Genomic DNA, 25,659 nt, shown 5'->3' with positions numbered 1-25,659 from the left:
GTCGGATGAAAGAAGGCTTACTTCTTCTTGCCCTTGGCAGGAGCGGCGGCCTGGCCCGGCTTCGGACGCTTGGCACCGTACTTGGAACGGGACTGACGGCGCTTGTCGACACCGAGGGTATCGAGGGAACCACGAACGATGTGGTAGCGGACACCCGGAAGGTCCTTCACACGTCCACCGCGGACGAGGACGATGGAGTGCTCCTGGAGGTTGTGCCCTTCACCACCGATGTAGGCGATGACTTCGTAGCCGTTCGTCAGGCGAACCTTGGCCACTTTACGAAGCGCGGAGTTCGGCTTCTTCGGCGTGCGGGTCATCACCTGAAGGCAGACACCGCGGCGCTGAGGGCAGTTCACCAAAGCTGGCGACTTCGACTTTTCAGCCGGAGTGAGGCGCCCTTTGCGAACGAGCTGATTGATGGTCGGCATGTTATCCTGCGTGGTTCTGGATTTGCATCGTGCTTCGAGTGCAAACCAGAGCGCCGGCGAGAATCCTCGCAGGAGCCTGTTATCCGGAGCTGCACCCGATAAAATTGATCCCATGTAGGCGAGCTGTCGTTTTGAGGCGCTCAGGTCGCAATGCGGGGCGGCGAATCTAGTGATCCGCCGGAATCTGACAAGCCCTATTTTGAAATTATTTGCACTTCATCGCACACCCCCACACCAACCACGCAACTTTCTGCAAATGAATGAAATGAATCGGCAAGGGGGCCCCGATTCGGCCCTTGAACACCCCGATTCGGCCGCATTTTTCCACCTTGCCCTTAAAAAATTGCCGGATCTGGGGCCTCCGGAAGTTCGAAAATACCCTCCCCGCCTTCCGGACTTCTTTTCCTGAAATCGGCCATTCCACCGCCACTCCCCCATCCGGGACGGAAGCCCCGCCGGATCGCGGGCATCCCCGGTGAGGCACCACTCGCGCCTCCCACCACCTCCGGATCGGGATCCAGACCGCTATATCATACGATGCGGCAACCAGCCGGGCCATGCCCCGCAACCCGGCTCCACCCGCAGCGGCGTGCGGTCGAAGCAGGCAAAGCACCAATCCAAAGGACGGCGTCCGCCACGCCTGCCGCGATCCGGACACCGGAAAGAAGGCTGAGGACGGATCATTCCGGCCCATCGACAGGCCATCTCCCATCAGCGATCAGGACGATGGTTTTCCCCACCCACTTGGCAATTGGCGGGGGAATTTTGGCGTGTCGGCAGAACACCCGACTGCCGGGATGTCGCAAACGGGCGCATGATGGGGGCCATTGCATGAACCGTTACCCGTCACCTTCTCCCTCCTGCTTGCCCCGTCGGCAAGCGGACCGGCCTTCCCCCGGGGTCTGATACCCCGCTTCCTCGAAGCCTCTTTCATGCGACCGACCCCATTGCACGCAATAAGAATCTTTTGAGGCACAAAGGCCATACATTCGAGTTTCCGTTCCATCCGTTAGACCTAGAATTATGAAAAGCCCGAGTTCGTTTGTGTTTTCCCGCTGGGCTCGCCGTCGGCTTCGGCGCGGCTTCAGCCTGCTTGTGACCCTGTTGATGATGGTGCTGCTGTCCACGCTCGCCATCGGCCTGCTGTCCTTGTCCTCCATCACTCTGCGGAGTTCCCAATCCCAGGCCAACCAGGCGATCGCCCGCGCCAACGCGCGGCTGGCGCTGCAACTCGCCATCGGTGAGCTTCAGAAACAAACCGGTCCCGACCAGCGCATCACCATCGCCGCCGACCAGCTCGCGGCCTCCTCGGATGGCAAGGCCACCGCGGCCCAACCGACCCGCAGCCACTGGACCGGCGTCTACAAATCGTGGACGGATACCGCCGCCAACCGCCCCACCCCCGAGTTTCAGCGCTGGCTGGTCTCCGCTCCGGAAACCGACGCCCGCAACCCGGCCTACGCCAAGTCGGCGTCTGGCGGCTCGAAAGTCGAGGTCGTCGGCAAAGGCACCGTCGGAGCTTCCGCCACCGGCTTCGTCGAAGTCCCACTGATCGATTGCCAGGCCTCAGGCAAGGTAGCGTCCCGCTTCGGCTGGTGGGTCGGCGACCAAGGCGTAAAAGCCCCGCTCGCCACGCCCGCTCCGGGAACCTCGAAGGATCTCGCCGCCACCCGCCAAGGCCTGCAATCGTCCCCGCGCACCGCGCTGGAACTGGCCACCACCGGTGGCAGCGAAAAGCCGTTCGCTACCGTCACCGCCGCCAATACCCAAGTGCGAAACCTCACCGGCTGGAAACAGGGTGAGCTGCTCGCCTCCGCCCCGGACGCCCCGAAACCGCTGTTCCACGATCTCGCCGGGCGCTCCACCGGCCTGCTGACCAACGTCCGCAGCGGTGGTTTCCGCAAGGACCTCTCGATGCAGCTCGAGCAGCCGCTGAGCACGGTGATGAACACCGCGCTCTACACCGCGGGCGGGGCCAACGGCATCAACCAAGGCGAACTCTCGCTCTACTACAACCTCTACAAGCAGCTCAAAACCGGTGGCAGCTTCACCTACACCACCGGCGGCTCGCTCGGCAGCAACACCCCCTACCTCCAGATCGCGGGCAATCTCGCCACCCTCCAGGCCGATCCCTCCACGCTCTACAAGCAGCCGACCTTCGTCAGCACGAAGACCATCCTCTCCTTCTACGGCATCCCGGCCACGGTCTCCGGAGCCGCAAAGGTCCAGCTCTACATGGTGGTCGATCCGATCGTGACCTACTGGAACCCGCTCGACGTGCCGCTGGTCATCACCCCGGCCTACCACTCGGTGAAATTCTGGCAGCTCCCGTATGACTTCAAACTGAAGCGCGCCAGCGGCGACCTCACGCTGAGCATGACCAACATGATGGGCGGCTCGGCGAACTACCTGACCTTCGTCATCGGCAAGAGCCAACCCGTCGTGCTCCGCCCCGGCGAGGTCGTCATGTTCTCACAGGGCCCGAACACCAGCCCCACGACCTACAATCCCGGCCTCAACACCATCCAGGCCAAAGCCGGCTGGAACTTCGGCGGCGGCGTGGCGATCCCGGTGAAAAACGGCAGCTCCGCCATCTACCTCGATACCACCGAGACGCTGAAATACGAGGTCCTGCCCAATGGCAACCAGGGCATGGGCACCCAAGCCTGGTTCCTGACTGCCAACGATACGTTCTACAAGGAGGACCGCACCGCCAGCGGCGAAAGCCTCGGCCTGAACTCGGGGATGTCGATCGACAACATGGGCGGCAAACCCAGCGCCCGCCTGTACGCCAACCAGAACCTTCCGTTCTTCGACAAGGTCCCGGCCTCCGCCACCCGCCCGCTGACCGCCTCGCAACTGGTCGGCCGCAAGGAACCGCTGATGATCTTCTCCTTCACTGCGAAGACCGAACAGGACACCGACCGCCCGGGCCGCTTCCTGGCCCGCTACAATCCCCGCGCTGGCTCCGATTTCCAGACGCTGTCCGCGGACGAACTGGAAACCCTGCCCTTCGAGGTCCGGGTCGAGCCGCTCGACTCGTGGAGAAACCGCAACCTCGAGGTCTCCCCCTCGGGCCAGAGCTACTTCGGCGGCGGCGTGACCGCCCAGTCCGGCACCCCGTTCGTGACCACCCACTCGGTGCCGCGCGAACCGCTCGCCTCGCTGGCCGCGTTCCAAAACGCCTTCGCCAATGGCTTCACCTGGAGCGGCACCCAGCTCTCGCAGGGCTCCTACCTGCTGCCCCAGATCAGCCACGCGATCGGCAACTCGATCGCCCCCGCCGTGATCGGATCGAATCAGACCGAATCCTCACTCGATGGCCCACGGCCACTCGCCGACCACTCCTATCTGGCGAACAAGGCGCTGTGGGACGACTGGTTTCTCTCCAGCGCCGCGCCGCAGACCGCCGACTCGTTCTCCGCGAAGATCGGCCAGCGCCAGGTCACCCAGCAGTTCTTCAAGGGCATCCGCCCGCTGCCGAACTCGCGCTATCTCTACTCCCCCGTCGACACCGGCGAAACCCCCGAGGCCCTTCTCGGCCGCTGGTTCGACGGTGACACGCCCAACGCCGCGGCCGCCACCGAGTTCGCTTCCGCGATCCGCGTGGAGGGCATGTTCAACGTGAACTCCACCTCGGTGGAGGCCTGGCGCACCTTCCTCGCCGGCCTGCGCAACCAGCAGGTCGCCGTGCGCGACGCCAGCGGTGCGGCCACCGCCGTCAACGCCAACGGCACCCCTGTCGTCGGTCTGCAGAATCCGGAAGACGTGGTGGCCGAAGGCGATGATCTCGGCTCCGTGGTTTCCTCCCCGCAGTGGACCGGCCACCGGGTGCTCAAGGACAAGGAAATCGATGAACTCGCCCGCGCCATCGTGATCGAGGTCCGCAAGCGCGGCCCATTCCTGTCGCTGGCCGACTTCGTCAACCGCCGTCCCGGCAGCGACAAGGATCTCGCCAAGGCCGGCACGCTCCAGAGCGCGCTGGATTCCGCCGACGTCTCGATCAACAAGGCCTACAACAGCGGCTCGCGCGCCGCCGCGGTGGCCACCGGCCGTGGCTACGCCTTCCCGGAAGCGGAGAACGGCCCGGCCGCATACGGCATCCCCGGAGTGGTGAAGCAAGCCGACATCCTCACCCCGATCGCGCCCTACCTCTCCGCCCGCTCGGATACCTTCGTGATCCGCGGCTACGGCGAATCCGTGGACAGCAGTGGCAAGGTCACCGCCCGCGCCTGGTGCGAGGCCGAAGTCAGCCGCGATAGCGCTCTGGTGGACCCGGTCAACAAATCCACCACCGCCACCACCTCGCTCTCCCCCCTCAACCAGCTCTTCGGCCGCCGTTACCAGATCGTGTCCTTCCGCTGGCTGCTGCCGTCCGAAGTCTGAACCCCAGCCTGACCATGCATCGTACAGCCCTATTCCTGCTCCTTCTTTCCGCCTGCGGCCTCGCGGCCGAGGAGAAAGGCCATCCCCGCGTCCGCTTCCTCGCCGAACGAGCGCCCTCCGCCGCCGGCCAGGTGGCGATGGTCGCGGGCGAGAAACGTTCGGTGGATTTCGATCTCACCGTGAACCACCTCTCCGAGCCCATCGAGGTTCCCGGCCGCGCGTTCCAGCTCCGCTGCAAGCAGCCGGACGCGGCCATCGCGAACATCCAGCTCCCCGATTCCGGAGATTCCTTCGTGTCCCTGCTCATCCCGGCAAAGGCGGGCGGCTACCAGGCGATCGTGATCCCCACCGACGGCACCGGTTTCAAGGCCGGCGACGTCTATTTCTACAACCATAGCGACGAGACGGTCATGGGCTACATCGGCACCACCAAGTTCGTCATCACCGCCGAAAAGGGGCAGATCATCAAACCTGAGGGCGCCCGTGCCGAGAAGTTCTACGACGTCGGCTTCGGCATTCATCAGGACACTGGCAACCGCGTGCTCAGCACCACCCGCTGGCCGGTCGACGACCACTCCCGCGCCTACGTGTTCTTCTTCAAAAACCCCGCGAATGGCCGCTTGGATTACCGCGCGGTGGACGAATTCGTGCCACCGCCGGAAACCCAGAAGGCGCAGGCGAATCTGTGACGAAGATTCTCCCGTAGCCGCGCTCGGAAGAGCGTGGCTACCCCAAAACGAAAAACGGGAGCGCCGGACCGCGGCGCTCCCGTTCGTCTGGAAAGAGGATGAACCGCGGATCACTGCGCGTCCGGCGCCTGAACCTTCACGCGGAGGAACAACTGCTGGACACTCCCGCCGGTGACGCTCGCCGTCACCTCCATCGTGTCCGCGGACACCGGGGTCGCGCCGATCACCACCGTGGCCCCGCCGAAGGAAGCGCCCGAGGCCTTCCAATCGCTCAAATTACTGGACCACTCGTAGGATCCGCTCAGATCGGTCGCGACCGAGCCTCCGCGCGGATGGCGAAAGGTGCAACCGGTGCCGGTGGAGGACACCAGGGTCAATCCACCGTTGGCCACGCCCGGATGGGTGCCGAAGAAGTTCTCCAGCGCGTTCGGAATGCCATCGTGGTCGAAGTCATCGCGGAAACCCGTCAGGCCACCTACCTGCGGATAACCCGCGATCCAGTGGCCGAAGCCACCGAGGCTCACGCCGATCACCACCGGGTCGTGGTCCGAGGCACGCCACGGGGTGTCGCCGTCGTTCACCGTCTGCGCGAAGGCGGATTTGTATTCGGTGTTGTAGTCGAGGAACACCGGCTCGTCGGCGTTGTTGTGCCAGGACTGGGCACCGGTGATCTGGGTGTGCAGGCCTGGGCTGGCGAGCGCGTGGTCGAGGTGGCCGAACTGCGCGTCGAACTGGTAGGAGTAGCCGCCCTCGCCCTCGAAACGTTCGATCTGGTTCGTGTAGCCGGCGTTCTTCAGCGCGGTGATCGGGTCTTCCTTCGCATAGGCGTTCAGATCGCCCACGATCAGGATGTCCGGATCGGCGTCGCCGGTCGGATTCGTCGCCAACCAGCTCGCGAGGGTGGTCGCCTGCTGGGTGCGGCGGTTGTTCCAGGCGCTCTGGCCGTCGCCCTGGTCGGTGTCCACGCCGCTGGTCGGCGGGCTACCCTTCGATTTGAAGTGGTTCACGCAGACGGTGAGTTTCTCGCCGGTCGAGATCTGGCGGAACGTCTGGGCAAGCGGCGGGCGGTTGAAAATCGCTGCCGTATTCACCACCGCCGCGCCCACCGGAGCCACGGTGTTCGTCTTGTAGATGAAGGCGCAGGTGATCTCATCCGTGCCGATCGGCGAGACACCGGGATTCGAGAAGGCATACACGGTACCGGACGGGGCCGCGGCATTGAGGGCATTCACCATGTCCTGCACCGCGCTGGCGGAACCGAAACCGTCGTTCTCCATCTCGGTGAGGCCGTAGATATCGGCATTGATCTGGAGCAGCGAGGCGACGATGTGCTTGCGCTGGCGGACCAGCTCGGCGGCCGTGGTGGCACCGCGGGAGGTCGGGAAACCACCGCCCGCGCCATCGCCATTGAAGAAGTTCAGCACGTTCGCGCCGACGATCTTCAGCGAGCCACCGACCGACGGTGGGCCGAGGCGCGGATTGGCGCGGGTGAACACCGGGACCACGGTGGGTTCCAGCAGGTAGGACGTCGCGGAGAGGTAGGTGATCACCCCGGTAAGTCCGGCCACCGTGTCGCCGGTGCGCAGCGTGTTCTGCACCGGCGTGCCACCGCCGAAGAGATACGGCGTGGTGTCCGGATCCTCCTTCGCGGAACCATCGTCCACGGTGAGCAGGTTCAGGTTGTTCGCCGCCTGCTTGGCCAGCGCGGGCGCGCCCGGAGCCACCACGTTGGTCGGCTGCTGGAGCACGCCGCCGGAGGAGACGTCGAACTCGCCGTAACGGCCGAGGTAGTAGTTGTTCGTCACGGAGAGCGTCTGCGGCAGCGTCACCCGCATGCCTTCGAGCTTCTCCAAGGCGGTGGCGCTGGCGAAGGGCAGGGTCACCGCCGCCGCCGTGGGCAGCGGAGCGGTGCCGGTCTTGGAGAGCGCGGTGAGGGTATCCAGCTCGGTGAGCGTGCTGAACTCACGCACCGTGCCGGAAACGCTGATCGTGTCCCCGATGGCGAGGGTCCCCAGCACGGTCGTCACGGCGGACGAACCGTTCGCATAGACATACACCCCCTCGGACGTGTTCGGATCCGCGTCGGCATCGGCATCCGCCGCTTGCACGTAGAACCCGGCGCGGGAGCCATCGCTGTTCAAATAGAAGCCCGTCACGATCCCGGCGACGACCACCGGCTGGCCCACCAACGGACTGGCGGCACCATTGCCCTGCACCGTGTGGATCGGCGTGGCCGCCCCCGGAGCGTTCTCGGTGGTGAAACTCACGGTGGCGTCGGCCGCCGGATGCAGCGTGCCGGTGGACTGGTCGGCGACCGCGGTGGCCAGCACCCCGAGCGTGATCGTTTCGCTATAGGGCAGCGAGGACGCCGGCGTGAGGGTGAAGGTCGTCGGACCACCGCTCACCGTCGCCGCGAGCGTGCCACTGGTGGAGCCGGTCAAGGTGAAGCCGCCGTTCGACACTGTGACCGCGGTATTGAAGGTCACGGTGAGCGGCGAGGAAATGCTGACCGCGGTCGCTCCGGTGGCAGGCACGGTGGAGGCCACCGCCGGGGTCACCGGGCCGGTGCCCGCGGTGAAGCTGAAGTCATCCACGGCGAGACCGCAGTCCGAACCGCTGATGTTGAGATCGGTCCAACGGATCACGAGCGTCTGCCCGGCGGCCCAATTGAGGCCGGTGATGGTTCCGGACACCGCGGCACGGTTCGCGGCGGCATTGCCATCGAGGGCCCCGCCGGTGGCGGTGGCGATCGGGCCGGTGAAATCGAGCGCGGTCGCGGGAACGAAAGTGCCGGACACCACCGAGGTACCACCGACGGCGTATTCGAACTTCAGTTTGTCGAAGTTGCCCGAGCTGCCGCCCTGCCGCCATTGCTCACCGGTGTAGGCGATGTCAAAGGAGGTGATGGTCGCACCGGTGTTGTTCACCAGCACCACGCCGATGGTGGATTCCACGGCACCGCTGAGCAGCGTGCCGAGCGCGCGGTCGCCCGCGGCCGAGCCGAAGGAATACACTGCACCGCTGTTGCTGGAGCCGGTGCCGACATTGAACAGGGCGTTCGCACCGGTTCCGGCGGTCTTGGCGAAGCTCCAGCCGCTCAGGCCGGAGGCGCTCACCGGCGCGGCGTTCAACGCGAACGGACCGGCACCGGAGAACGTGAACGTGCCGGTGGACGGCAACGTGTCGAAGTTCTGGCTGTAGGTGCCCCCGGCGTAGGACACCTGGGCGTGGACCAGGCCGGGCAGCAGCATCCCGGCGGATGCGGCCAGGGCCAGGAGGAGGGAGGCGCGGGATCGATCACCGCGGAGGGAGGAAGGAGGAGGATTCATCGCTTGGGCAGGCTTTGAAATGCGCAGTCACCATCTTCCCTAGCGGCTGGACCGGGGGCCGCAGGCCGCGCGCTGTGCCACTATCGTCATGTGAAGGATTCGCCATCCGCTGGCACGGTGCCCTGCGGCATTGACCACCGCCGCCCCGCACCCGAAGCTGCGGGCCGCATGCGCATCGTCCACGCCGCCAACCTCCAGTTCGACAAGGATGGCGCCCATCTCTGGAACCAGGATCAGAAAATCCACCACGGCCTCGTCCGGCTGGGGCACTTCGTCTACCCGTTTTCGATCAACGACCGCGCCCGCATGCTCTCGCCCTTCGGCGGGAAATCGCTCGGCAAGAAGCCCGCGAACCGCGCGCTGATCGACACCTGCCGCAACGTCCACCCGGATCTCCTCGTCCTCGGGCACGCTCAATACATCACCGCCGAAACCCTCACCGAGATCCGCCGCATCCTGCCCGATATCCGCATCGGCCTGTGGTACGTGGACCCGCTGTGGGACGAAAAAGCGACCGAGCACCTGCGCGAGCGCCTGCACGTGCTCGACGCCCTCTTCTGCTCCACCGGCGGCGCGCTGCTGGAGGAACTCGCCCGCCCCAACTGCCCCGCCGCCTTCATTCCGACGGCGGTGGACCTGGGCATCGAGTGCCACCGCGCCTTCGAAACCCCGGAGGCCGATTACCAGCACGACTTCCTGTTCTTCGGCCGCGACAAGGGCGAACCCGCGCGCCGTGCCCTGCTCCAGGAGCTGGAACACCGCCTACCCGATCTCAAGAGCGGCATCTACGGTTGCCTCGACCGCCCCGGGATCTTCGGTTGGGAAAAGGAGCAGATCATCCGCCGCTCGAAGCTGGCGCTGAACCTCTCCCGCCGCGCCGATGTCTCGCTCTACTCGTCCTCACGCATCGGCGAGCTGATGGGCAATGGCATCCTCACCCTCACCCCGCGCGGCGCGGGCCTGGAGGAACTCTATGGCGAGGACGAAATCGTCTACTTCGAAGGCACCGACGAACTGGTGGACAAGATCCGCCACTACGCGACCCACCCGGCCGAACGCGTGGCCATCGCCCGCAAGGGTTGGGAACGCAACCACCGCGACTACAGCGGCACCGCGGTGGCGAACTTCATCACCGCGCTGACGACGCGGGACAACGCCTGGAAGCAAGTCCCCTGGGCCCGGCACGTCTACGGCCTCTGAAAGGTAGGATCGCCTCGCCGAGGCGACCGGGTCGTGAAGTCACGTCCGCTGCCACCAGCGGTCCCCATTTCGCATCCCGGCCACGCGTCTCTATCACCTCACTTCGCCTTCTTCTTCACCTTCCCGTTCTGAGGCGCCGGAGCAGGCGTTTCCTGGGCAGGAGCCGGTGGCACCGGTTCGCTCGGCGGCGGGGTCGCCTCATTGTCCGGCACCGAAGGCTCCTCCTCATCCGGCATGTCCTCGTCCGCCGGCTGGGCGGCGACAACGGGCTCATCGAGCCGCGGTTTCGGCGGGGCTTCCGTCTTCGCGACTTCGGCGGGCTTCGCTTCCACGGGCGCGGGCTTCTCCTTCTTACCGCAGGAAGCCAGCAGTAGCCCGGCAGCGAAAACGGAAAGGGAGCACCACGCGCGGAATTTCATATGCACAGGATATGCGCCCGCCATCCCGCCGCGTCAAGGGAACGGGGAACGGGCCAGCACCACCTCGGGCACACTCAATGGCTGGACTTTCACCCGCGCGAGGCAAGGCGCGTCCGGCAACGCCAGCTCGCGGCGCGTTTCATTCCACGCAAAGGGCTTTCCGGACACCGGTTCCCGCGGCACCGGGCCGCCACACATGATGTCAAAGGCCGCGGCATCCAGCGATCCCTGGACCTGCCGGGTCACCCAACCGCGGCTGCCGGAGCAGCGGTCGTCCATCGCGATCCGGAACAAATCACGGCACTCCTGGGAAAGGTTCGCCGGAGGCACGATCACCGTGTTCCACGAGGGCAGCCCGGTCAGACCGTCCGCGCGCTCGCACAAGGCGATCTGGGAACGCATCCGCTCGGAATAGGCATCCACCAGCGCCTGGGCATCCGAAGCGTGGCCTTGATCCCGGAGATTGCCCAAAGTCGGCAGCAGGAACTCGCGTAGGGTCATCTGCCAGTCTCCTCGCAACAGGCGGGCGTAATCCCGCGGCGCAGCCGCAGGCGATTGGAGCAAATCGTCCCAAGTCTCCGGATGGCAGGCACGGGCATTGGAAAGCGCGGGCATGATCTCATGGAGGATGCGCGACCGCATCCGGGAACCGATGCACGCGGCGACCGACCACTGCTCGTCATCCGGCACCTCGATCCTCTCGAAATGGTTCGCGAATCCCTGCACCGCGCGCATGCACCGCGCCGCCGCCGCCTCATCGCCATCCTCCGCCGCCGTGCGGGCTTCCAGCATCATCATCTCCGCGCAGGCCACCGCGAAATGCCCGGCATCCAGCTTCCAGCGGTCGAATGGAATGTCCTTCACCGATTGATCCGGCAGCTCCCCGATGGCCTTGAGTTCATCGAGCAGCGGACGGTTGTCCACGATCCAGCGCTTTGCCTCGAAGCGGTCGAACTTCCCCGAACCGGCGATCCACGGTGACAACGCCGCGGGCAGATCAAGCCCCCGGCCACCGCGTTTCATCTGAAACTCGGTCCACCGCAGGAACCCGTTCCGTTCCGGCGTCACCTCCCGGCACGCCAACACCAGATCCGGATAGCGGGCTGCCGTTTCCTGCCACCACGCCTCCGACCGCGCGACGATGCGCTGGTAGCGCTCACGCGCCCGCGGATCGCTGGAGCGGGCCAGCGGCTCGGTGCCACCGAGAAACACGATCGCCCCGCAAACCGCGTTGGGGGCGGGGGATTCCGGGCGCGCGATCCGATACAGGCCGTAGCTCATCGCCGAGGCGGCCGTGACCATCGCCACGAGCACCAGAATCAAACGACTGGAACGCCATTGATTCATAGCACCCGATAGTTTAGCAAAATTTACAATTGGTGCAAGCAGCTTCTCAGGCAGGGAAACGCAGCCATCGAATTGACCTTCAATGGAAACTGCGCCATGATGGCCAACATGGCTAACAGCGGCATTCTCATGGCGATCCCGGTCTGCGCCCCCTTGCTTTTGGGCAGTTGCGCGACGGTGATGCAGGGCAAAACCGATGCGGTGAAATTCGCGACCGTCCCATCCGGCGGCTCGGTGACCGTGGACGGAGCGACGCACCAAACCCCGGCAACGGTGGAGGTCTCGAAGAAAACGACCTCCGCGACCTTCTCCCTCCCCGGCCAAGGCGAGAAAACCGGCAAGTGGGACCGCAAGTTCCAAGACGACTATGTCCTGATGAACGTCATCTTCACCCCCGGCATGGGCAGCTCCGGTATCGCCGCGGACACCGCCAGCGGCGCGATCTGGCAGCAGCCCGAGACCGTGACCTACAACTTCAAGACCGGGCGCACCGAGATCAAGATGCACCCGAAAGGCACCTCCCACCCCACCACCGGAAACCCGCAGCGGACTGGAAAACGGTAACCCCATCACAAGAAAGGGGACCGTCCCCTCGGACGATCCCCTCTTCTCTTGATTCTGGAGTCTTGAGTCCGGACTCTGGCCGCAGGCCTCAATAGACGTCGCGCAGGTAGCGCTTGTCCTTCTTGAGTTGGCTGACAAAAGCCGCCGCCTCTTCCTTGGAAAGCCCACCGTGTTGCTCGGCGACGGTGTGGAGGGCGGCATCGACATCCTTGGCCATGCGCGTGGCATCGCCGCAAACGTAGAAGGCCGCGCCATTCTGGAACCACTGCCAGAGCTCGGCACCGTGCTGGACCATCAGGTTCTGGACATACACCTTCTCCTTCTGGTCGCGGGACCAGGCCACATCGAGGCGGCCGAGGGTGCCGTCCTGCTGGTAGGCCTTCAGTTCGCCTTCATAGAGGAAGTCGGTGGCGCTGTAGGGATTGCCGAAGAACAGCCAGTTCGCGCCCTTGGCATTGGTGGCCTTGCGCTCCTCGAGGAAGGCGCGGAACGGCGCGATGCCGGTGCCGGGGCCGACCATGATGACCGGGGTCTCGCCGTTTGCGGGCAGGCGGAAGGCATTGTTCGAGTGGACGAACACGCCGGGCTGCAGGCCCTTCGAGCGGTCGGAAAGGAAAGTGGAGCAGATGCCACCGCGCTTCCGGCCGTAGCTGTTGTAGCGGACGATGCCGACGCAAAGGTGAACTTCGCCGGGATGGGCCTTCGGACTGGAGGCGATCGAGTAAAGGCGCGGCTGGAGCTTCTTGAGCACCGAGACGAATTCCTCGGCGTCGGTGAAGTCGGCGGGGTGGTCGACCACGAGGTCGATCAGGTCGCGACCCCAGCAGAAGTCGTCCCAGGCCTTCTTGTCATCGGCCTCGACCAGCGAGCGCAGGAACGGCGAACCGCTGCGGGCCTGCCACTTCTGGACGATCGACTTGTTGAGCGTGCCGATGTCGTAGTGCTCGATCAGCGCCTCGCGGAGGGTGACCTCGCTGCCATCGGAAAGGGACACGTTGCCCCCCTTGAACGGCAGGCTGGCGAGGATCTCGTCCACCACCGGCTCCGGGTTGCGCGGATAGACGCCGAGGGCATCGCCGACCTCGTATTCGAGGCCGGAGCCATCGAGCGAGAACGCGATGTGGTGCGTTTCCTTCTCACCGGCACCGTTGAGGTTGAAATTCTGGAGGATCGCGGACGGGAAGGGATTCTTCTTCGAGTAACCGGCTTCGATCTCGGCGGCGGGAGCGCCATTCACCGGGGCGACGCCACCGGCCGGGGCCAGCACGCCGATCACGCCATCCGACCACTGCTTGAAAGGCGCGTCATAGTCGACATCGCTGTCGACGCGCGGGAACAAGCGCTTGGCACCAAGCTGCTCGAAGCGGGTGTCGAACTGGATGCCGCATTTGCAGAAGTCCGGGTAGTTGGTGTCGCCGAGCGCGAGCACCGAGAAACTGACACCCTCCAGGCGCGGGGCGCTGTCGCCGAGGATCCAGCCGTGGAAATCCGCGGCATTGTCCGGCGGCTCGCCGTCCCCGTAGGTCGAGGTGATGACCAGGACGTTCTTTTCACCGGTCAGGCGGCTGCGGTCGTATGCGCCGATGTCGTGGATCTCCGGCTCGAAATTGCCCTTCTTGAGGGTTTTGACCAGTTTCTTGGCGAGGCCTTCGGCGTTGCCGGTCTGGGAACCGAAAAGCACGGTCACGGGCACGGACGGACCGCTCGGGGCGCCGGCACCGGAAAGGAACTTGCCGAGGAAGTCGTTCAGCCACGCGCGCTGTTCGGGCGTGAATGGGGCGTCTTCGGGAATCACTGGGATGGTCATGGTCTCAAGAAATGGCCGCCGGGGAATTCGGGGCGCGGAAGATGGGAGAAAAGTCGGAGGGGTTCAAGCGCGGATCGTGCCAGTCAGGATGGCAAAATCACTGGCATTCAACTGCCAAGGAGTTCCAGGAAGCGTGGCACCACCTTGCGGTAGAGCGAATTCTTGCCGCCGCGGGAGAGCTGGTCGCCCACGAGCAAGGCATCGTCGTCCGGATCGGCCGGGCCGAGCGCGGAGCGGGTCACGCCATTGACGGTGATCTCGCGGATCAGGTGGCTCTCACCGGCCTCACGGGACACGCGGACCGTCGCCTGCGGCGAGGACAGCTCCAGCAAGCCGAGCGGAGCGGCGGATTCATCCGCCTCCACGGTCACCGTGATGGCGTTTCCGGAGGGCGATTCGAACGAGAACGACTGGCTGGCACCGGCACGGCGCTCCACGACCAGATCGAGTTCCCGACCCGTGCGCCAGCCCGCCTGCACCGCGATCCAAGCCAGAAGCTGGAGGGCGGAGGAACGGTGCGCCGGGTGATGGACGATCCGGGCGGAGGTAATCGCGGCGAGGGCGTCGAGCGCCACCGGCTCGTCGAAAAGGGCGGCCACCGACAGGCGGAACTGCCAGGTGCGGGTCCACGCCAGGTCCTGAACCACGAGGTTGTCACCGGAGTGCTCCACGGCTTCCCGCAGGCGGGCGAACGAGACGACCGGGTCGGCCCACGGCGCGCTGTCGATCACGAGGCGGTCGATCACGCTGGAAAGGCGCTCGGTGAAGACCTCGGTGAGCTCACCCTGCCACCAGAACACCAGCGGTAGGTCGCTATTGAGGTGGGCGAAGACGGTGTTCCGGAAACGGCCGGTGACGCGGCCGGTGAACTGGAAGGCGATCTGCTCACAGCACACCGACTTTTTCCCTTCGGAAAGATGGCAGTGGGCGGTGATCCAGGCGCGGATCGACGGCTCGGCGACCGTGCGGTCGAACTCGACCAGGATGGCGCGGCAGGCGTGCTCCTGGGTGAGGTGGCGGATGATCGCGGAGTTTTTCCGCAGCGAGCCGGTTTCCTCGGAGCAGGTGACGAGATTGATCAGGGAGGCGTTGGTGCGCGCCTCATCCGCCTCCCAGAGCTTGCGCAGCTCCTTGTCGATAGAAGCGACGGGCACTTCCTGTCCCAGTTCGGGATCCATGGAGAGAGTGGACATGGTGGAATGGAGTTGAGAGTTGTTGGTTGAGAGTTGAGAGCCAGAGAAGAGCTGGGACCGGAGTCTGACTCTCAACCCTCAACTCTCACCTCTCAACTTCTTCACAGCCTGCGCCAGGAGAAGCCGTCCTCCTGGAGGAGGTCGTCGGCTTCCTTCGGGCCCCACGAACCGGCGGTGAAGGTCGCCATCGGCGGCGGATTGCCGCTCTTGTGCCAGGCGCTCTCGATGTTATCGATGAACTTCCAGGCCTCCTCGACCTCGTCGCGGCGGGCGAATAGGGTGGCGTCGCCGGCCATGCAATCGAGCAACAGGCGCTCGTAGGCTTCCGGGCTGCCCTTGCCGAAGCTGGTGGCGTAGTGGAAGTCCATCTTCACCGGCTCCAGACGGAGGCTGGTGCCGGGGAGCTTCGAAACCATGCGTAGCGAGATGCCTTCGTCCGGCTGGATGCGGATCACCAGCACGTTGCCGCCCGGAACGCCGCCCGGAAGGGCATTGAAAAGCACGCAAGGCGCGTCCTTGAAGTGGATCGAGATCTCGGTGGACTTCTTCGGCAGGCGCTTGCCCACGCGGATGTAGAACGGCACACCGCTCCAGCGCCAGGTATCGATCTTCAGGCGCAGGGCCACGTAGGCTTCGGTCATCGACTCGGGGTCGACGCGGTCTTCCTCGCGGTAACCCGGGACCGGCTTGCCATCGATGTGACCGGCCAGGTACTGGCCGCGGATCACGTTGGCGGCGACCTTCTCCGGGGTGTCCCACTGGCGGAGCGAGCGGATCACCTTCACCTTCTCGTCGCGCACGCCATCGGCGGAGAGATCGGTCGGCGGCTCCATGGCCACCAGGCTGAGGAGCTGGAGGAGGTGGTTCTGGACCATGTCCCGCAGCGCGCCGGCCTTGTCGTAGTAACCGCCACGGCCGCCTTCCATGCCGAGATTTTCGGCGCAGGTGACCTGGACGTGGGAGATGAAGCGGCTGTTCCAAAGCGGTTCGAAAATCGCGTTGGCGAAGCGCAGCACCATGATGTTCTGCGCCGTTTCTTTCCCGAGGTAGTGGTCGATGCGGTAGGTGTCCTTCTCGTGGAAGGTCTCGTTGACCACCTGGTTGAGGTGCTTGGCGGTGGCGAGGTCGGTGCCGAACGGCTTCTCGACGATCGCGCGGGCCCAACAGCCTTCCGCGGCCTGGTTGAGGCCGGCGTTCTTCAGGTTGATGAGGATGTCATCGAAGAACTCCGGAGCGCTGGCGATGTAGAACAGGCGGTTGCCCTTGCCACCGCGCTCGCGGTCGATCGCGTCGAGGCGCTCGGCGAGGCTCTTGTAGCCGGCGGCGTCGGTGAACTCGCTGGTGTGGTAGTGGATGTTCTCGGCGAACGGACCCCAGACCTTGTCGTCATGACCGGAGCGGGAAACCTTGCGGTTCAGCTCTTCCAGACCGGCGCGGAATTCGGCGTCCGATTTCTCACGGCGGGCGAAGCCGATGATCTTCACACCGGTCGGCAGCTCGCCGTCGATGGCGAGGTTGTAGAGCGCCGGCACGAGCTTGCGGTGGGTCAGGTCTCCGGTGGCACCGAAGATCACCACGGAGCAAGGCTCCGGCTGCGCACGGGAAACGAGGTCTTCGCGGAAGGGGTTCGTCATGAGCGGGCGGGGATTTCACCTCACCCGACCCGGCAGGCAAAGGCAAATCGGGTTCGGTGAAACGAATGGCACGCATCGGATTCATCAACGCCGTGAATGGACCGCCACCCCGAAATGCGCCATTTTCGCCATTTGCGAACTCGCTCCGGAGAATCGCGACATGAATTTCGGCAAAAATGGGGCATTCCGATCCCAGCATCCGAGCGAACAAGCCGACATCGGCATCCGATCGCCGATTTTTGAGTGGAGCGCCTGCTATGCTTCGAAACTTCCCGGAGCCTTTCGAACCACGCCGTGGAGCTTGTCGAAATCCCGGTCGAACGACACCACTGGAACTTTCTCCAGGATCGACGCAGCCGCCAGGTAGCAGTCGACGAAATCGAGCTTTCCCACTCCGAACAATTTCAGCGCGTGCTGCAGACGATCGAGTTCAGGAGATTGGAATCCGGGGCTGGCAATCAAATGGGACAGAGCCTCCGCCACCGCGGCGCGGGAATGTTTGTAGAAGCCGTTCAGAACGAAGACCGATTCGGCCAATACCATCGGCAGGATGGTCAGGCGGATCTTTCCCTCTCCGGCCAAAACCACCAGTCCAGCGACCTCGGCCGCCTGCTTTTCAGGCTCACCCGTCACGAAACGAACGATCGTGTTGGTGTCGAGCAGCACCGACTTCATCGGAGCCCCTCCTTGGCGGAATCCGCCTCCCAGGCCTCGCGGGATTTCCTCCGGGCTTCCAGGAAGTCCACCCCGGTCTGCTCCGGCTGAGGCTTCAGAGCGCCGAACACCGCCATCGCCCCAGGCTGATGACGGATGATGACGGCATCTCCTTGGACTTCATAAGAAATCCGATCTCCCGGCTTCAAATGCAGCGCCTCACGGATCTGGACCGGGAGGGTGGTTTGGCCTTTGCTGGTGATGGTGGAATGCGTCATGGCAGCTCCTTGCTCCGATATTTTGCCTTACTCCCTTCAAAAATCAAGGCGGCAACCCGTCGGAGCCGAGAGACCGGAACGAAGAACGGGACAAGAATGTCCCTACTCCTTGAGTTCACTTGAAACGAAAAACGGCCGGAGGAGATCCCCCGGCCGTTTTTGGAAACGTGGTCTGGACGCGCGGATCAGACCGGCATCGGGAAGGCGCGGTTGAAGGCGAAGACGCGCTCGCGGATCTCGTGGAGCTTCGCGGTGTCCTTGTAGTTCTCCAGCGCCTCGTGGATGAAGTCGGCGACCTGCTCGACGTCCTTCTCCTTCATGCCGCGGGTGGTCACGGCCGGGGTGCCGACGCGGATGCCGCTGGGCTTCATCGGGGTGCCGGTGTCGAAGGGGATGGCGTTCTTGTTCACCGTGATGCCCGCCTCATCGAGGGCGTGGGAGGCGTCCGCGCCGTTGAGGCCCTTCGGACGCAGGTCCACCAGCATAACGTGGTTGTCGGTGCCGCCGGAGACGATCCGGAAACCGTGGTGCGTCAGGCGCGCGGCGATGGCGCGGGAATTCTTCACGATCTGCGCCTGGTAGTCCTGGAAGTCCGGCTTGAGGGCTTCACCGAAGCACACCGCCTTCGCGGCGATGACGTGCATCAGCGGGCCGCCCTGGATACCCGGGAACACCTGGGAGTCGATCTTCTTGGCGAACTCTTCCTTGCACAGGATCACGCCGCCGCGGGGGCCGCGCAGGGACTTGTGGGTGGTGGAGGTCACGAAATCGGCGTGCGGCACCGGGTTCGGGTGCTGGCCGCCGGCGACGAGACCGGCGATGTGCGCCATGTCCACGAACAGGTAGGCGCCGACTTCGCGGGCCAGCTTGCCCATGCGCTCGAAATCGATCACGCGGGAGTAGGCGGAAGCGCCCACGGTGATGAGGGCCGGTTTGGTTTCGCGGGCCATGCGCTCGAGCTGGTCGTAGTCGATGTGCTCGTCCTTCTCGCTGACGCCGTAGTGGATCACGTCGTAGAAGCGGCCGGAGAAGTTCGCCTTGTGGCCGTGGGTGAGGTGGCCGCCGTGAGCCAGGTCCATGGTCAGGATGCGGTCGCCGGGCTTCAGCACGGAGAAATAGACGGCGGTGTTCGCCTGGGAGCCGGAGTGCGGCTGGACGTTCGCATGGTCCGCACCGAAGAGCTTCTTCACACGGTCGATGGCGAGTTGCTCGACAACGTCGACGTTCTCACAGCCACCGTACCAGCGCTTGCCGGGGTAACCTTCGGCATACTTGTTGGTGAGGACGGAGCCCTGCGCCTCCATGACGGCCGGGGAGGCGAAGTTCTCGGACGCGATCAGCTCGATATTGTTCCGCTGGCGGCGTTCCTCGGCGAAGATCGCGGCATAGAGTTCCGGGTCGTTCTCGGCGATGCGGCTGCCGGAGGACTTGCACACGCGGCGCTCGTGGCGACCGCCGGCGAACTCGGTGGAAAGGAAGGCATCGGCGATCGCGGCCCCGGTGGCGGCGTCGGTCAGCTTGCCGAGGCAGAGGACGTTGGAATCGTTGTGCTCGCGGGTGGTGGAGGCCTCCTCCACGGTGCGGACGACGGCGGCACGGACGTGGCGGTGGCGGTTCGCGGCGATGGAAACGCCGATGCCGGAGGTGCAGCAGAGCACGCCGTAATCGCTGGTGCCATCGGCCACGGTGCGGGCCACGGCATTGGCGAAATCGGCGTAGTCCACGGACTCGTGACCGTGGGTGCCAAGGTCGGTGACGTCATGGCCGGCGGCCTTCAGGTGGGCGACAAGGGAGTCCTTGAGGTCAACTCCGCCGTGGTCGGCGCCGAGTGCGATGCGCAGGGGCTTGGTACTCATGGTGTGGGGCAGGCAGGGGAAATGACCGGTGAACCGGGAAAATGCAACGCCTGATTGGTCCGCCTTTTCGTCGGAGAGCGGAGGACGGCGGGAAAGACCCCGAGCCCGGATCAGCCCCTCCCCAAGCCCTCAGTCGAGCCGCTGCTGCCAATAGCCCGGCTCCCGGCTGCAATGCATGACCGCGTAGATCGTCACACGCTCCCCCCGCGGTTCGGCCCGATAGTAGATCACGAACGGAAACCGCCTCAGGACGCATCGCCGCACTTCCGGCGCTTCCACGATCCGCCAGCGGTCGGGAGCAGCAGTAAAACCTGCCACCGCAGACTCAACGGCGGTCACGAAATCCTCCGCGATCTCCGCCGAGGCATTCTGGAGATAATACGCGGCGGCATCCGCATATTCGGCGATCGCTTCAGGATGGAATCCACAGGTGAATGCCATCAGCCGGGATTGTGAGCGGCAGCCACCATTGCGCGAACCCGGGCGAGAGCCTCATCCCCGGGAACGAGCGTCACTTCGCCTGATTCGACCTGAGCGATGCGGCGCCGGACTTCTGCGATCTGCGCTTTCTCGATTTCGGGAGGAACATCGCGGACCAGACCTTCCACCATCCGGTCGGTGAGTTCGGCGCGCTCACTGGGAGAGAGTCGTGCGACCTCCTCCAGAATATGGGCAACGGCCTGGGTCATGGAATGAGGATACCCGGTGTTTCCGTGCGGGCAAGCATCCAGACCAGGCTCGCAAGCCCCGGCTATCCCCCACCCTTCACGTCAGCGCAATCCGGAACCGCACCATTTCCCCCGGCGGATAGCCCGGCGGCTTCGGCACGCGCTCCACCAGCACCCCGCCGTTCGCCACGATTACCTTCTGGGAGGGAACGTTGTCGACGTTGGCGGTGATCTCCACGTAAGGCAGCCCCTCGGCTTTCGCTTCGGGGAGCAACTGCCGCAGCGCCTCGGTGGCATACCCCTTCCGGCGCTTCCACGGGACCACCGAATAGCCGATGTGGCCGAGACAGGTGGGCGGCAGCTCGGGCGTTCCCTGCTGCCAGCGGAAATTGATCGAGCCGCAGAACTCCCCATCCCACAACCAGCGGTAATAGCCTGGCAATCTCGTCACCACCCGGCTGTCCGGCAGTTTCACCGGATCGCCCTTCGCCTCCCGGTCCACCAGCGAGGCGAGATATCCCGCGGCATTGGCGGCGATCTTGTCACGGATCTCCCGCGCCGCCTCCTCGCCGCGCACCGTATCCGGCGACCAACCGCGCTCCAAGGCGTTGAGGTGACCGGGCAGATGGTCGGAAGAGGGCCAGACGAGTTTCATGGTCTCCGAAGGAAAGCGAGGTCCTCGGGCAGAGGCAATTCAGCAAGCACGCCCAGGTAGTCCCTTTGTCGAAATTTTTTGTCCGCTTTCTCCCCGAAAATGGAGCAATGGGGATGAATGAGCGATCGAGAACCAGACGAGCGGGAATGGCTCGGCAAGTTCGCGCGTGACGGCTGCGGCGAGGCGTTCCGGCACCTGGTGGAAAAGCACCAGGAGATGATCCGGGCGGTGGCGCTGCGCCGTCTGGGCGATCGCCATGAGGCGGAGGAGGTGGCGCAGGTCGTGTTCACGATCCTCGCCCGGAAAGGCGCGGACCTACCGGATGACCGCTCGCTCGGCGCCTGGCTGCACCACGTCACGGTGTTCGAATGCCGCAAGGTCTGGCGGACCCGGCAGCGGGAGAGGAAAGGCCTCGCGACCCTCCGCGCCTATGACACCTGCGGCGAGGCGTCCGCGTGGATGGGGCTCCACGAGGAGGTGGACGAGGCCCTCGACACCTTGCCCAGCGACGACCGCGAGGTGCTGCACCTGCATTACATCGAGGGCCGGACGTTCCAGGAAACCGCCTCACACCTGCGGACCACCGCCGAGGCCGCGCGGAAGCGCTGCTCGCGGGCGCTCGAAAAGCTCACCGCGCTGCTGCGGAAACGCGGCGTGGTGGTACCCGCCGTCACGCTCGGGGCTTGGATGGGCAAGGAATTCGCCACCGCCCCCGGTTGGACCGCCGCCCCGGCCCTCGCCAAAGCCGCTCTCACCGAGGCCAGCCGCTCCGGCGGCCCAGCCGTCCTCTGGATCACCACCATGAATGCCATCACCACGGGATGTTTCGTGATCGGCCTGATCGCGCCGTTCTATTGGAAACTGGAAATCGAACGGCCTCCGGCAAACCGGGCGGCTGCGTCCACCCCGCCTTCCATCAGCCGCTCCAGCCTCGACGAACGTTCGCCACGGAAGGAAAGCGGCAAGTTCGATCTGGAAACCATCCGCAGCGCCTTCGCCCGCTTCGATGAGGCACCGGAGCCGGAACGCTGGCGGGAAGCCGAGCTGCGGAAGCTCATGTTCGCCCTGAACGCCGACGAACTGCCGCAGGTGCTGGAGGCGCTGGCGGGCATGCACCGCAAGGAACGCTTCGGCGGCATCGCCCGCTCCCTGTTCGCGCGTTGGGCGGAAATCGACGGCCCGGCGGCGGTCGAGCGGGCACTGGCGACCCAGGGCTTCGGCAAGGAGCCGCTGCGGGGAGCCTTCGTGACCTGGGCGACCCTCGACGAGGCGGAGGCCTTGGCGTGGATGGACGAGGAAAAGGTACCCGGCGGCTATGACCTGTGCCGGGATTGGCTGCGCTGGAAAATCGGCACCGATCCGGCCCAGGCAGCGGTCGCCGCGGAGCATCTGAGTGAGCTCTTTCCTGAAAAACAGAAGGAACTCTACAGCTCGGTGGTCAAGGAGTGGGCCGTGCAGGATTCCGGCGCGGCGGCCGATTGGATCCTGCAGGTGCCGGACACACCCCTCCGCGACGACCTGATGGCGCAACTGGTGAGAACCTACGGCGAAGTCGGCGGCCTGAAGACCCTCGGCTACGCCGCCTCGATCTCCGATTCCGCGCGCCGCGAAAGCGTGCTGAACGATACCCTGCGCTGGACCGGGGTCCGCGGCGGCTACCGGATGATGAAGGATCTGGCGCAGACCGGCTTCAGCACCGATTGGAGCGCGGAGAACCTCCGGAAATTCTCCGAAGGCATGATGGTGAACCGGCCCGATCAACTCTCCGTCCTCGTCGGGATGACAACGAACGACGATCAGCGGCAACGGATCTACGAGGGAGCGCTGGCGGGTATCCAGTGGAACGATCCCAAGGGCGCGCTGGAGGCAGCCAACCAAGTGGACGATGCCTTCGTGGAAACCGCCAACGGCTCGAAACTCTACTCGGAATTCGCCAACCGCTGGTTCACCCGCGACCCGGAGGGTGCGGCGCGGTGGCTTGAAACCCTGCCCGCCGGTCGCAAGCGCGAGCTCGCCGAGGCCGCCAGCCACAACCCTGCCCGCAAGGAGGGGGCGGGCCGATGAAGCGGTTCCTGATTCCCATCGCTGCCATCCTGGCGGGACTGGCAGCGGGGTTCACCGGCGCGCGTTTCCTGCCTGGGCGGGAACTCCCCGCTCCCCCACAGGCGGCCTCCCCTCCCCCAGCCCCGGTGCGGAAAACCGCGGCTCTCCGATCCTTCATCGAAGAGCGGATGGGCCAGCCGGAGGGTGAGCGGCCCGCGTGGTATCAGTCCGAGCGGGTCCGCCTGCGCCAGAGCACCGGCAGTCCCTACCGTTGCTCATCCGTGCTCGATCAGGCGATCGAGGACCTTTCGGGCGACCAACTGGTGGAAATGCTCACCCGCAAGGGCTTCCCCTCGGTGGAGGAAACCGTCCGCGCCTTCACCCGGCTGGCGGAAATCGATCCGGTGTGGGCCATGGACGTCCGCGCCAAGACCCCGCTCGGCCTCCAGCAGATGAACGAGGCCATCATCGCGGTGCTCGCCGTGTGGGTGCGGACAAACGCCCCCCAGGCTCTCGATTGGTGCTACAACATCCCCGATTCCGGCAACCGCCAGCAACACTCGCTGGAGCTGACCAACGAGTGGCTGAAGGTCGATCCGGCGGCGGTGGCGAGGAACTACGACCGCCTTGAAAACGCCCGTGGCCCCGGCTCGTTCTCCGCTGGCTTCCCCGACAAGCTGATGCGCGCCTGGATCGCCAAGGACGCCGACGCGGCGGGAGCTTGGGTAGCCGCACTCGCTCCCGGAGCGAAGAAGGAGCAATTGCAGCAGGCCTACCTCAAGGCGGGCGGCAAGTGAGGAACACAATCACTCCGCCGCTCTTACGTCCTGGATCACGAGCTGGAGCGTGGTCCGGCCGCGGAACGTGTTCCGGTCGATGGTGAAGGCGACGTCCCACGGCGGGTCCGGCAGCGGTTTTTCCCCGCCGCCGAAGTAGACCGCATCCTGCTCGGCGTAGCCCTGGCGGAGCATGAAGCGCAGGTGGTTGTTCTTCATGTGCACCGGCGGGCGGCTGAGGCTCACGCCGCGGCTGATGAACACCGGCTGTGGATTGCCATTCCCGAAGGGCTGGAGCAGATCGTAGCTGGCGAGGAAATCGAGTGAGAGCTGGGCGAAGGTGATCTCCGCGTCGTAGCACAGCGTCGGCTGGCGCTGCTGCTCGTCGGTGGTCCGCAGGACATACTCGGCGAAGTGCTGGCGGAAGGCATCGAGCTGGCTTTCCTCGATCGAAAGACCGGCCGCCATGGCGTGGCCGCCACCGGCGATCAGGTGGTCCTGACACTCGCGGATGGCATCCACCAGCGAGACCCCGTCGATGCTGCGGCCCGAGCCCTTGCCAATGCCATCGCTGTCGATCGCGATCACGAAGGTCGGCTTGTGGAACTGCCGCATCAAGCGTGAGGCGACGATCCCGACCACCCCCGGATGCCAAGAGCGCGAGCCGAGCACGATCACCGGGTCCCGCTGCGGATCGAAGGTGCCATCGAGCATTTCCAGCGCTTCCCGGCGGATCTGGGTCTCATACTGCTGGCGGTCGCGGTTGTAGCGATCGAGCTTCTCGGCGAAATCGAAGGCCAGGCGGCGGCAATCGGTGAGCAGGGTCGCGAGGGCATCCTCCGGCGCGTCCATCCGGCCGGCGGCATTCAAGCGCGGGCCGATCCGGAAGCCGACGTCCATCGAGGTGGCGTGGCCGTTCATGCCGGTGACCTCCTGAAGGGCGCGCAGGCCGGGGTTGAGCGTGGTCGAAAGGCGCTTGAGGCCGTGACGCACCAGCAGGCGGTTCTCCCCGATCAGCGGCACGATGTCCGCGATGGTGGCGACGGCCACCAGGTCCATCAGCTCCTTTAGATCGAGATCGGTCGGTCGCGATTTCAGCAGCGCGTGGCCGAGCTTGAACACCACGCCGGCGGCGCAGAGGTAGGTGAAATCGTTCCCGCACTTCGGGTTCACCACCGCCACGCAATCGGGCAGGCCGCGCGGGCTGGGCTCGTGATGGTCCACCACCAGCACATCCACACCCTGCGCTTTCAAGCCCGCGATTTCATCGATCGAGACCGTGCCGCAGTCGACCGTAATCAGAAGGTCCGGCTTCGGGCCCTCCGCCATGCAGCGAATCAGGGCCGCATCGCTGAGGCCGTAGCCCTCGCCCCCGCGGTGGGGGATGAAATGGCGGGGCTCCACTCCATAGGCGTGCAAAATGCGCCGCATCAGGGTGATCGAGGTCACACCATCGACGTCATAGTCCCCGAAAATGCAGACCGTTTCCCGTCGATCGATGGCCAATTGGAGCCGTTCGACCGCCGCGGCCATGCCGGGAATCAGAAAGGGATCGGACAAATCGCGGAGCCGGGGATTCAGGAAAGCCTCGATGTCCGCGCCGCCGGGCAGGCCGCGCTGGAGGATCAGATGCTCTAAAATCGGCGGAAAACTGCCCGACGAGCCGCGTCCTTCCTGGAACGGTTCGCCCCGAGGAATCCAGCGGTTGGGCAAGGGTCGCATCTTGTGGACGG

At 65.2% G+C, this 25,659-nt stretch carries 20 protein-coding genes; 6 read left to right on the top strand and 14 right to left on the bottom strand.

Annotation, left to right across the window (positions count from 1 at the left end; translation table 11 throughout):
* Window positions 1–17 precede the first annotated feature (17 nt).
* The gene (gene rpsL, locus llg_RS09685; protein ID WP_338289665.1) at window positions 18–428 is read right to left on the bottom strand and encodes a 30S ribosomal protein S12; all 411 of its coding nucleotides are present in this window, start codon (window positions 426–428) and stop codon (window positions 18–20) included.
* A gap of 1,023 nt (window positions 429–1,451) precedes the next feature.
* Between rpsL and llg_RS09680 the strand changes: the two genes are divergently transcribed.
* Window positions 1,452–4,814, top strand: a complete 3,363-nt coding sequence (locus llg_RS09680) for a hypothetical protein (RefSeq protein WP_338289664.1) — start codon at window positions 1,452–1,454, stop codon at window positions 4,812–4,814.
* A gap of 14 nt (window positions 4,815–4,828) precedes the next feature.
* Window positions 4,829–5,503 (top strand): hypothetical protein, encoded by a 675-nt coding sequence (locus llg_RS09675; protein ID WP_338289663.1) that lies wholly within the window; start codon window positions 4,829–4,831, stop codon window positions 5,501–5,503.
* A 110-nt stretch (window positions 5,504–5,613) separates the two neighbouring features.
* Here the strand turns inward: llg_RS09675 and llg_RS09670 are convergent, their stop codons facing one another.
* Complete coding sequence (locus llg_RS09670; protein WP_338289661.1) at window positions 5,614–8,832, bottom strand: ExeM/NucH family extracellular endonuclease; 3,219 nt, start codon at window positions 8,830–8,832, stop codon at window positions 5,614–5,616.
* A 90-nt stretch (window positions 8,833–8,922) separates the two neighbouring features.
* Here llg_RS09670 and llg_RS09665 point away from each other — a divergent pair, with 90 nt between their 5' ends.
* Window positions 8,923–10,032: a glycosyltransferase gene (locus llg_RS09665; protein WP_338289659.1), complete on the top strand. Its 1,110-nt coding sequence runs from the start codon at window positions 8,923–8,925 to the stop codon at window positions 10,030–10,032.
* A gap of 98 nt (window positions 10,033–10,130) precedes the next feature.
* Here the strand turns inward: llg_RS09665 and llg_RS09660 are convergent, their stop codons facing one another.
* Both llg_RS09660 and llg_RS09655 read right to left on the bottom strand, forming a co-directional pair.
* Window positions 10,131–10,451: a hypothetical protein gene (locus llg_RS09660; protein WP_338289658.1), complete on the bottom strand. Its 321-nt coding sequence runs from the start codon at window positions 10,449–10,451 to the stop codon at window positions 10,131–10,133.
* 33 nt (window positions 10,452–10,484) lie between these two features.
* Window positions 10,485–11,798, bottom strand: coding sequence for a hypothetical protein (locus llg_RS09655; RefSeq protein ID WP_338289657.1), 1,314 nt, complete (start codon window positions 11,796–11,798; stop codon window positions 10,485–10,487).
* Between the two features lie 96 nt (window positions 11,799–11,894).
* Between llg_RS09655 and llg_RS09650 the strand changes: the two genes are divergently transcribed.
* Complete coding sequence (locus llg_RS09650) at window positions 11,895–12,362, top strand: hypothetical protein (protein WP_338289656.1); 468 nt, start codon at window positions 11,895–11,897, stop codon at window positions 12,360–12,362.
* An 88-nt stretch (window positions 12,363–12,450) separates the two neighbouring features.
* Here llg_RS09650 and llg_RS09645 read toward each other — a convergent pair whose 3' ends face one another.
* The 9 genes from llg_RS09645 to llg_RS09605 all read right to left on the bottom strand — a co-directional run bounded on the left by llg_RS09645 (window position 12,451) and on the right by llg_RS09605 (window position 21,107).
* On the bottom strand, window positions 12,451–14,169 hold the full coding sequence (locus tag llg_RS09645; protein ID WP_338289655.1) for a flavodoxin domain-containing protein: 1,719 nt from the start codon (window positions 14,167–14,169) through the stop codon (window positions 12,451–12,453).
* 107 nt (window positions 14,170–14,276) lie between these two features.
* A complete protein-coding gene (locus tag llg_RS09640) occupies window positions 14,277–15,362 on the bottom strand; it encodes a glucose-6-phosphate dehydrogenase assembly protein OpcA (protein ID WP_338289654.1) in 1,086 nt (361 codons plus the stop codon).
* Window positions 15,363–15,463: 101 nt separating this feature from the next.
* Window positions 15,464–16,996: a glucose-6-phosphate dehydrogenase gene (gene zwf, locus llg_RS09635; RefSeq protein WP_338289653.1), complete on the bottom strand. Its 1,533-nt coding sequence runs from the start codon at window positions 16,994–16,996 to the stop codon at window positions 15,464–15,466.
* A gap of 255 nt (window positions 16,997–17,251) precedes the next feature.
* Window positions 17,252–17,662 (bottom strand): PIN domain-containing protein, encoded by a 411-nt coding sequence (locus llg_RS09630; protein WP_338289652.1) that lies wholly within the window; start codon window positions 17,660–17,662, stop codon window positions 17,252–17,254.
* Window positions 17,663–17,667: 5 nt separating this feature from the next.
* Entirely contained in the window at window positions 17,668–17,928 is a 261-nt protein-coding gene (locus llg_RS09625) for an AbrB/MazE/SpoVT family DNA-binding domain-containing protein (RefSeq protein ID WP_338289651.1), read from the bottom strand.
* Between the two features lie 185 nt (window positions 17,929–18,113).
* Window positions 18,114–19,784 (bottom strand): serine hydroxymethyltransferase, encoded by a 1,671-nt coding sequence (locus llg_RS09620; RefSeq protein ID WP_338289649.1) that lies wholly within the window; start codon window positions 19,782–19,784, stop codon window positions 18,114–18,116.
* Window positions 19,785–19,913: 129 nt separating this feature from the next.
* A complete protein-coding gene (locus llg_RS09615) occupies window positions 19,914–20,225 on the bottom strand; it encodes a type II toxin-antitoxin system RelE/ParE family toxin (RefSeq protein ID WP_338289648.1) in 312 nt (103 codons plus the stop codon).
* Entirely contained in the window at window positions 20,225–20,473 is a 249-nt protein-coding gene (locus tag llg_RS09610) for an addiction module protein (RefSeq protein ID WP_338289647.1), read from the bottom strand. Before llg_RS09610 ends, llg_RS09615 begins: the two co-directional genes overlap by 1 nt.
* 76 nt (window positions 20,474–20,549) lie before the next feature.
* Window positions 20,550–21,107 (bottom strand): GNAT family N-acetyltransferase, encoded by a 558-nt coding sequence (locus llg_RS09605; protein WP_338289646.1) that lies wholly within the window; start codon window positions 21,105–21,107, stop codon window positions 20,550–20,552.
* A 117-nt stretch (window positions 21,108–21,224) separates the two neighbouring features.
* On the opposite strand from llg_RS09605, the gene llg_RS09600 reads away from it, so the two are divergent.
* A complete protein-coding gene (locus tag llg_RS09600) occupies window positions 21,225–23,171 on the top strand; it encodes a sigma-70 family RNA polymerase sigma factor (protein ID WP_338289645.1) in 1,947 nt (648 codons plus the stop codon).
* Entirely contained in the window at window positions 23,168–23,947 is a 780-nt protein-coding gene (locus llg_RS09595; RefSeq protein ID WP_338289644.1) for a hypothetical protein, read from the top strand. Before llg_RS09600 ends, llg_RS09595 begins: the two co-directional genes overlap by 4 nt.
* 9 nt (window positions 23,948–23,956) lie before the next feature.
* On the opposite strand, the gene recJ is transcribed toward llg_RS09595, so the two are convergent.
* Window positions 23,957–25,648: a single-stranded-DNA-specific exonuclease RecJ gene (gene recJ, locus llg_RS09590; protein WP_338289643.1), complete on the bottom strand. Its 1,692-nt coding sequence runs from the start codon at window positions 25,646–25,648 to the stop codon at window positions 23,957–23,959.
* Between the last annotated feature and the right edge of the window lie 11 nt (window positions 25,649–25,659).

The sequence above is a fragment of the Luteolibacter sp. LG18 genome, from assembly GCF_036322585.1.
In the GTDB taxonomy this organism is placed as follows: Bacteria; Verrucomicrobiota; Verrucomicrobiia; order Verrucomicrobiales; family Akkermansiaceae; genus Luteolibacter.
This window is presented reverse-complemented; position numbering and strand designations above follow the sequence as displayed.

What these genes read in the sequence shown, in the direction of transcription:
- llg_RS09600 (WP_338289645.1), top strand. Translation starts at nt 21,225, where the DNA reads ATGAGCGATCGAGAACCAGACGAGCGGGAATGGCTCGGCAAGTTCGCG.
- llg_RS09615 (WP_338289648.1), bottom strand. Translation starts at nt 20,225, where the DNA reads ATGGCATTCACCTGTGGATTCCATCCTGAAGCGATCGCCGAATATGCG.
- llg_RS09660 (WP_338289658.1), bottom strand. Translation starts at nt 10,451, where the DNA reads ATGAAATTCCGCGCGTGGTGCTCCCTTTCCGTTTTCGCTGCCGGGCTA.
- llg_RS09610 (WP_338289647.1), bottom strand. Translation starts at nt 20,473, where the DNA reads ATGACCCAGGCCGTTGCCCATATTCTGGAGGAGGTCGCACGACTCTCT.
- llg_RS09680 (WP_338289664.1), top strand. Translation starts at nt 1,452, where the DNA reads ATGAAAAGCCCGAGTTCGTTTGTGTTTTCCCGCTGGGCTCGCCGTCGG.
- llg_RS09655 (WP_338289657.1), bottom strand. Translation starts at nt 11,798, where the DNA reads ATGAATCAATGGCGTTCCAGTCGTTTGATTCTGGTGCTCGTGGCGATG.
- llg_RS09645 (WP_338289655.1), bottom strand. Translation starts at nt 14,169, where the DNA reads ATGACCATCCCAGTGATTCCCGAAGACGCCCCATTCACGCCCGAACAG.
- llg_RS09595 (WP_338289644.1), top strand. Translation starts at nt 23,168, where the DNA reads ATGAAGCGGTTCCTGATTCCCATCGCTGCCATCCTGGCGGGACTGGCA.
- llg_RS09625 (WP_338289651.1), bottom strand. Translation starts at nt 17,928, where the DNA reads ATGACGCATTCCACCATCACCAGCAAAGGCCAAACCACCCTCCCGGTC.
- zwf (WP_338289653.1), bottom strand. Translation starts at nt 16,996, where the DNA reads ATGACGAACCCCTTCCGCGAAGACCTCGTTTCCCGTGCGCAGCCGGAG.
- llg_RS09675 (WP_338289663.1), top strand. Translation starts at nt 4,829, where the DNA reads ATGCATCGTACAGCCCTATTCCTGCTCCTTCTTTCCGCCTGCGGCCTC.
- rpsL (WP_338289665.1), bottom strand. Translation starts at nt 428, where the DNA reads ATGCCGACCATCAATCAGCTCGTTCGCAAAGGGCGCCTCACTCCGGCT.
- llg_RS09620 (WP_338289649.1), bottom strand. Translation starts at nt 19,784, where the DNA reads ATGAGTACCAAGCCCCTGCGCATCGCACTCGGCGCCGACCACGGCGGA.
- llg_RS09640 (WP_338289654.1), bottom strand. Translation starts at nt 15,362, where the DNA reads ATGTCCACTCTCTCCATGGATCCCGAACTGGGACAGGAAGTGCCCGTC.
- recJ (WP_338289643.1), bottom strand. Translation starts at nt 25,648, where the DNA reads ATGCGACCCTTGCCCAACCGCTGGATTCCTCGGGGCGAACCGTTCCAG.
- llg_RS09650 (WP_338289656.1), top strand. Translation starts at nt 11,895, where the DNA reads ATGATGGCCAACATGGCTAACAGCGGCATTCTCATGGCGATCCCGGTC.
- llg_RS09670 (WP_338289661.1), bottom strand. Translation starts at nt 8,832, where the DNA reads ATGAATCCTCCTCCTTCCTCCCTCCGCGGTGATCGATCCCGCGCCTCC.
- llg_RS09605 (WP_338289646.1), bottom strand. Translation starts at nt 21,107, where the DNA reads ATGAAACTCGTCTGGCCCTCTTCCGACCATCTGCCCGGTCACCTCAAC.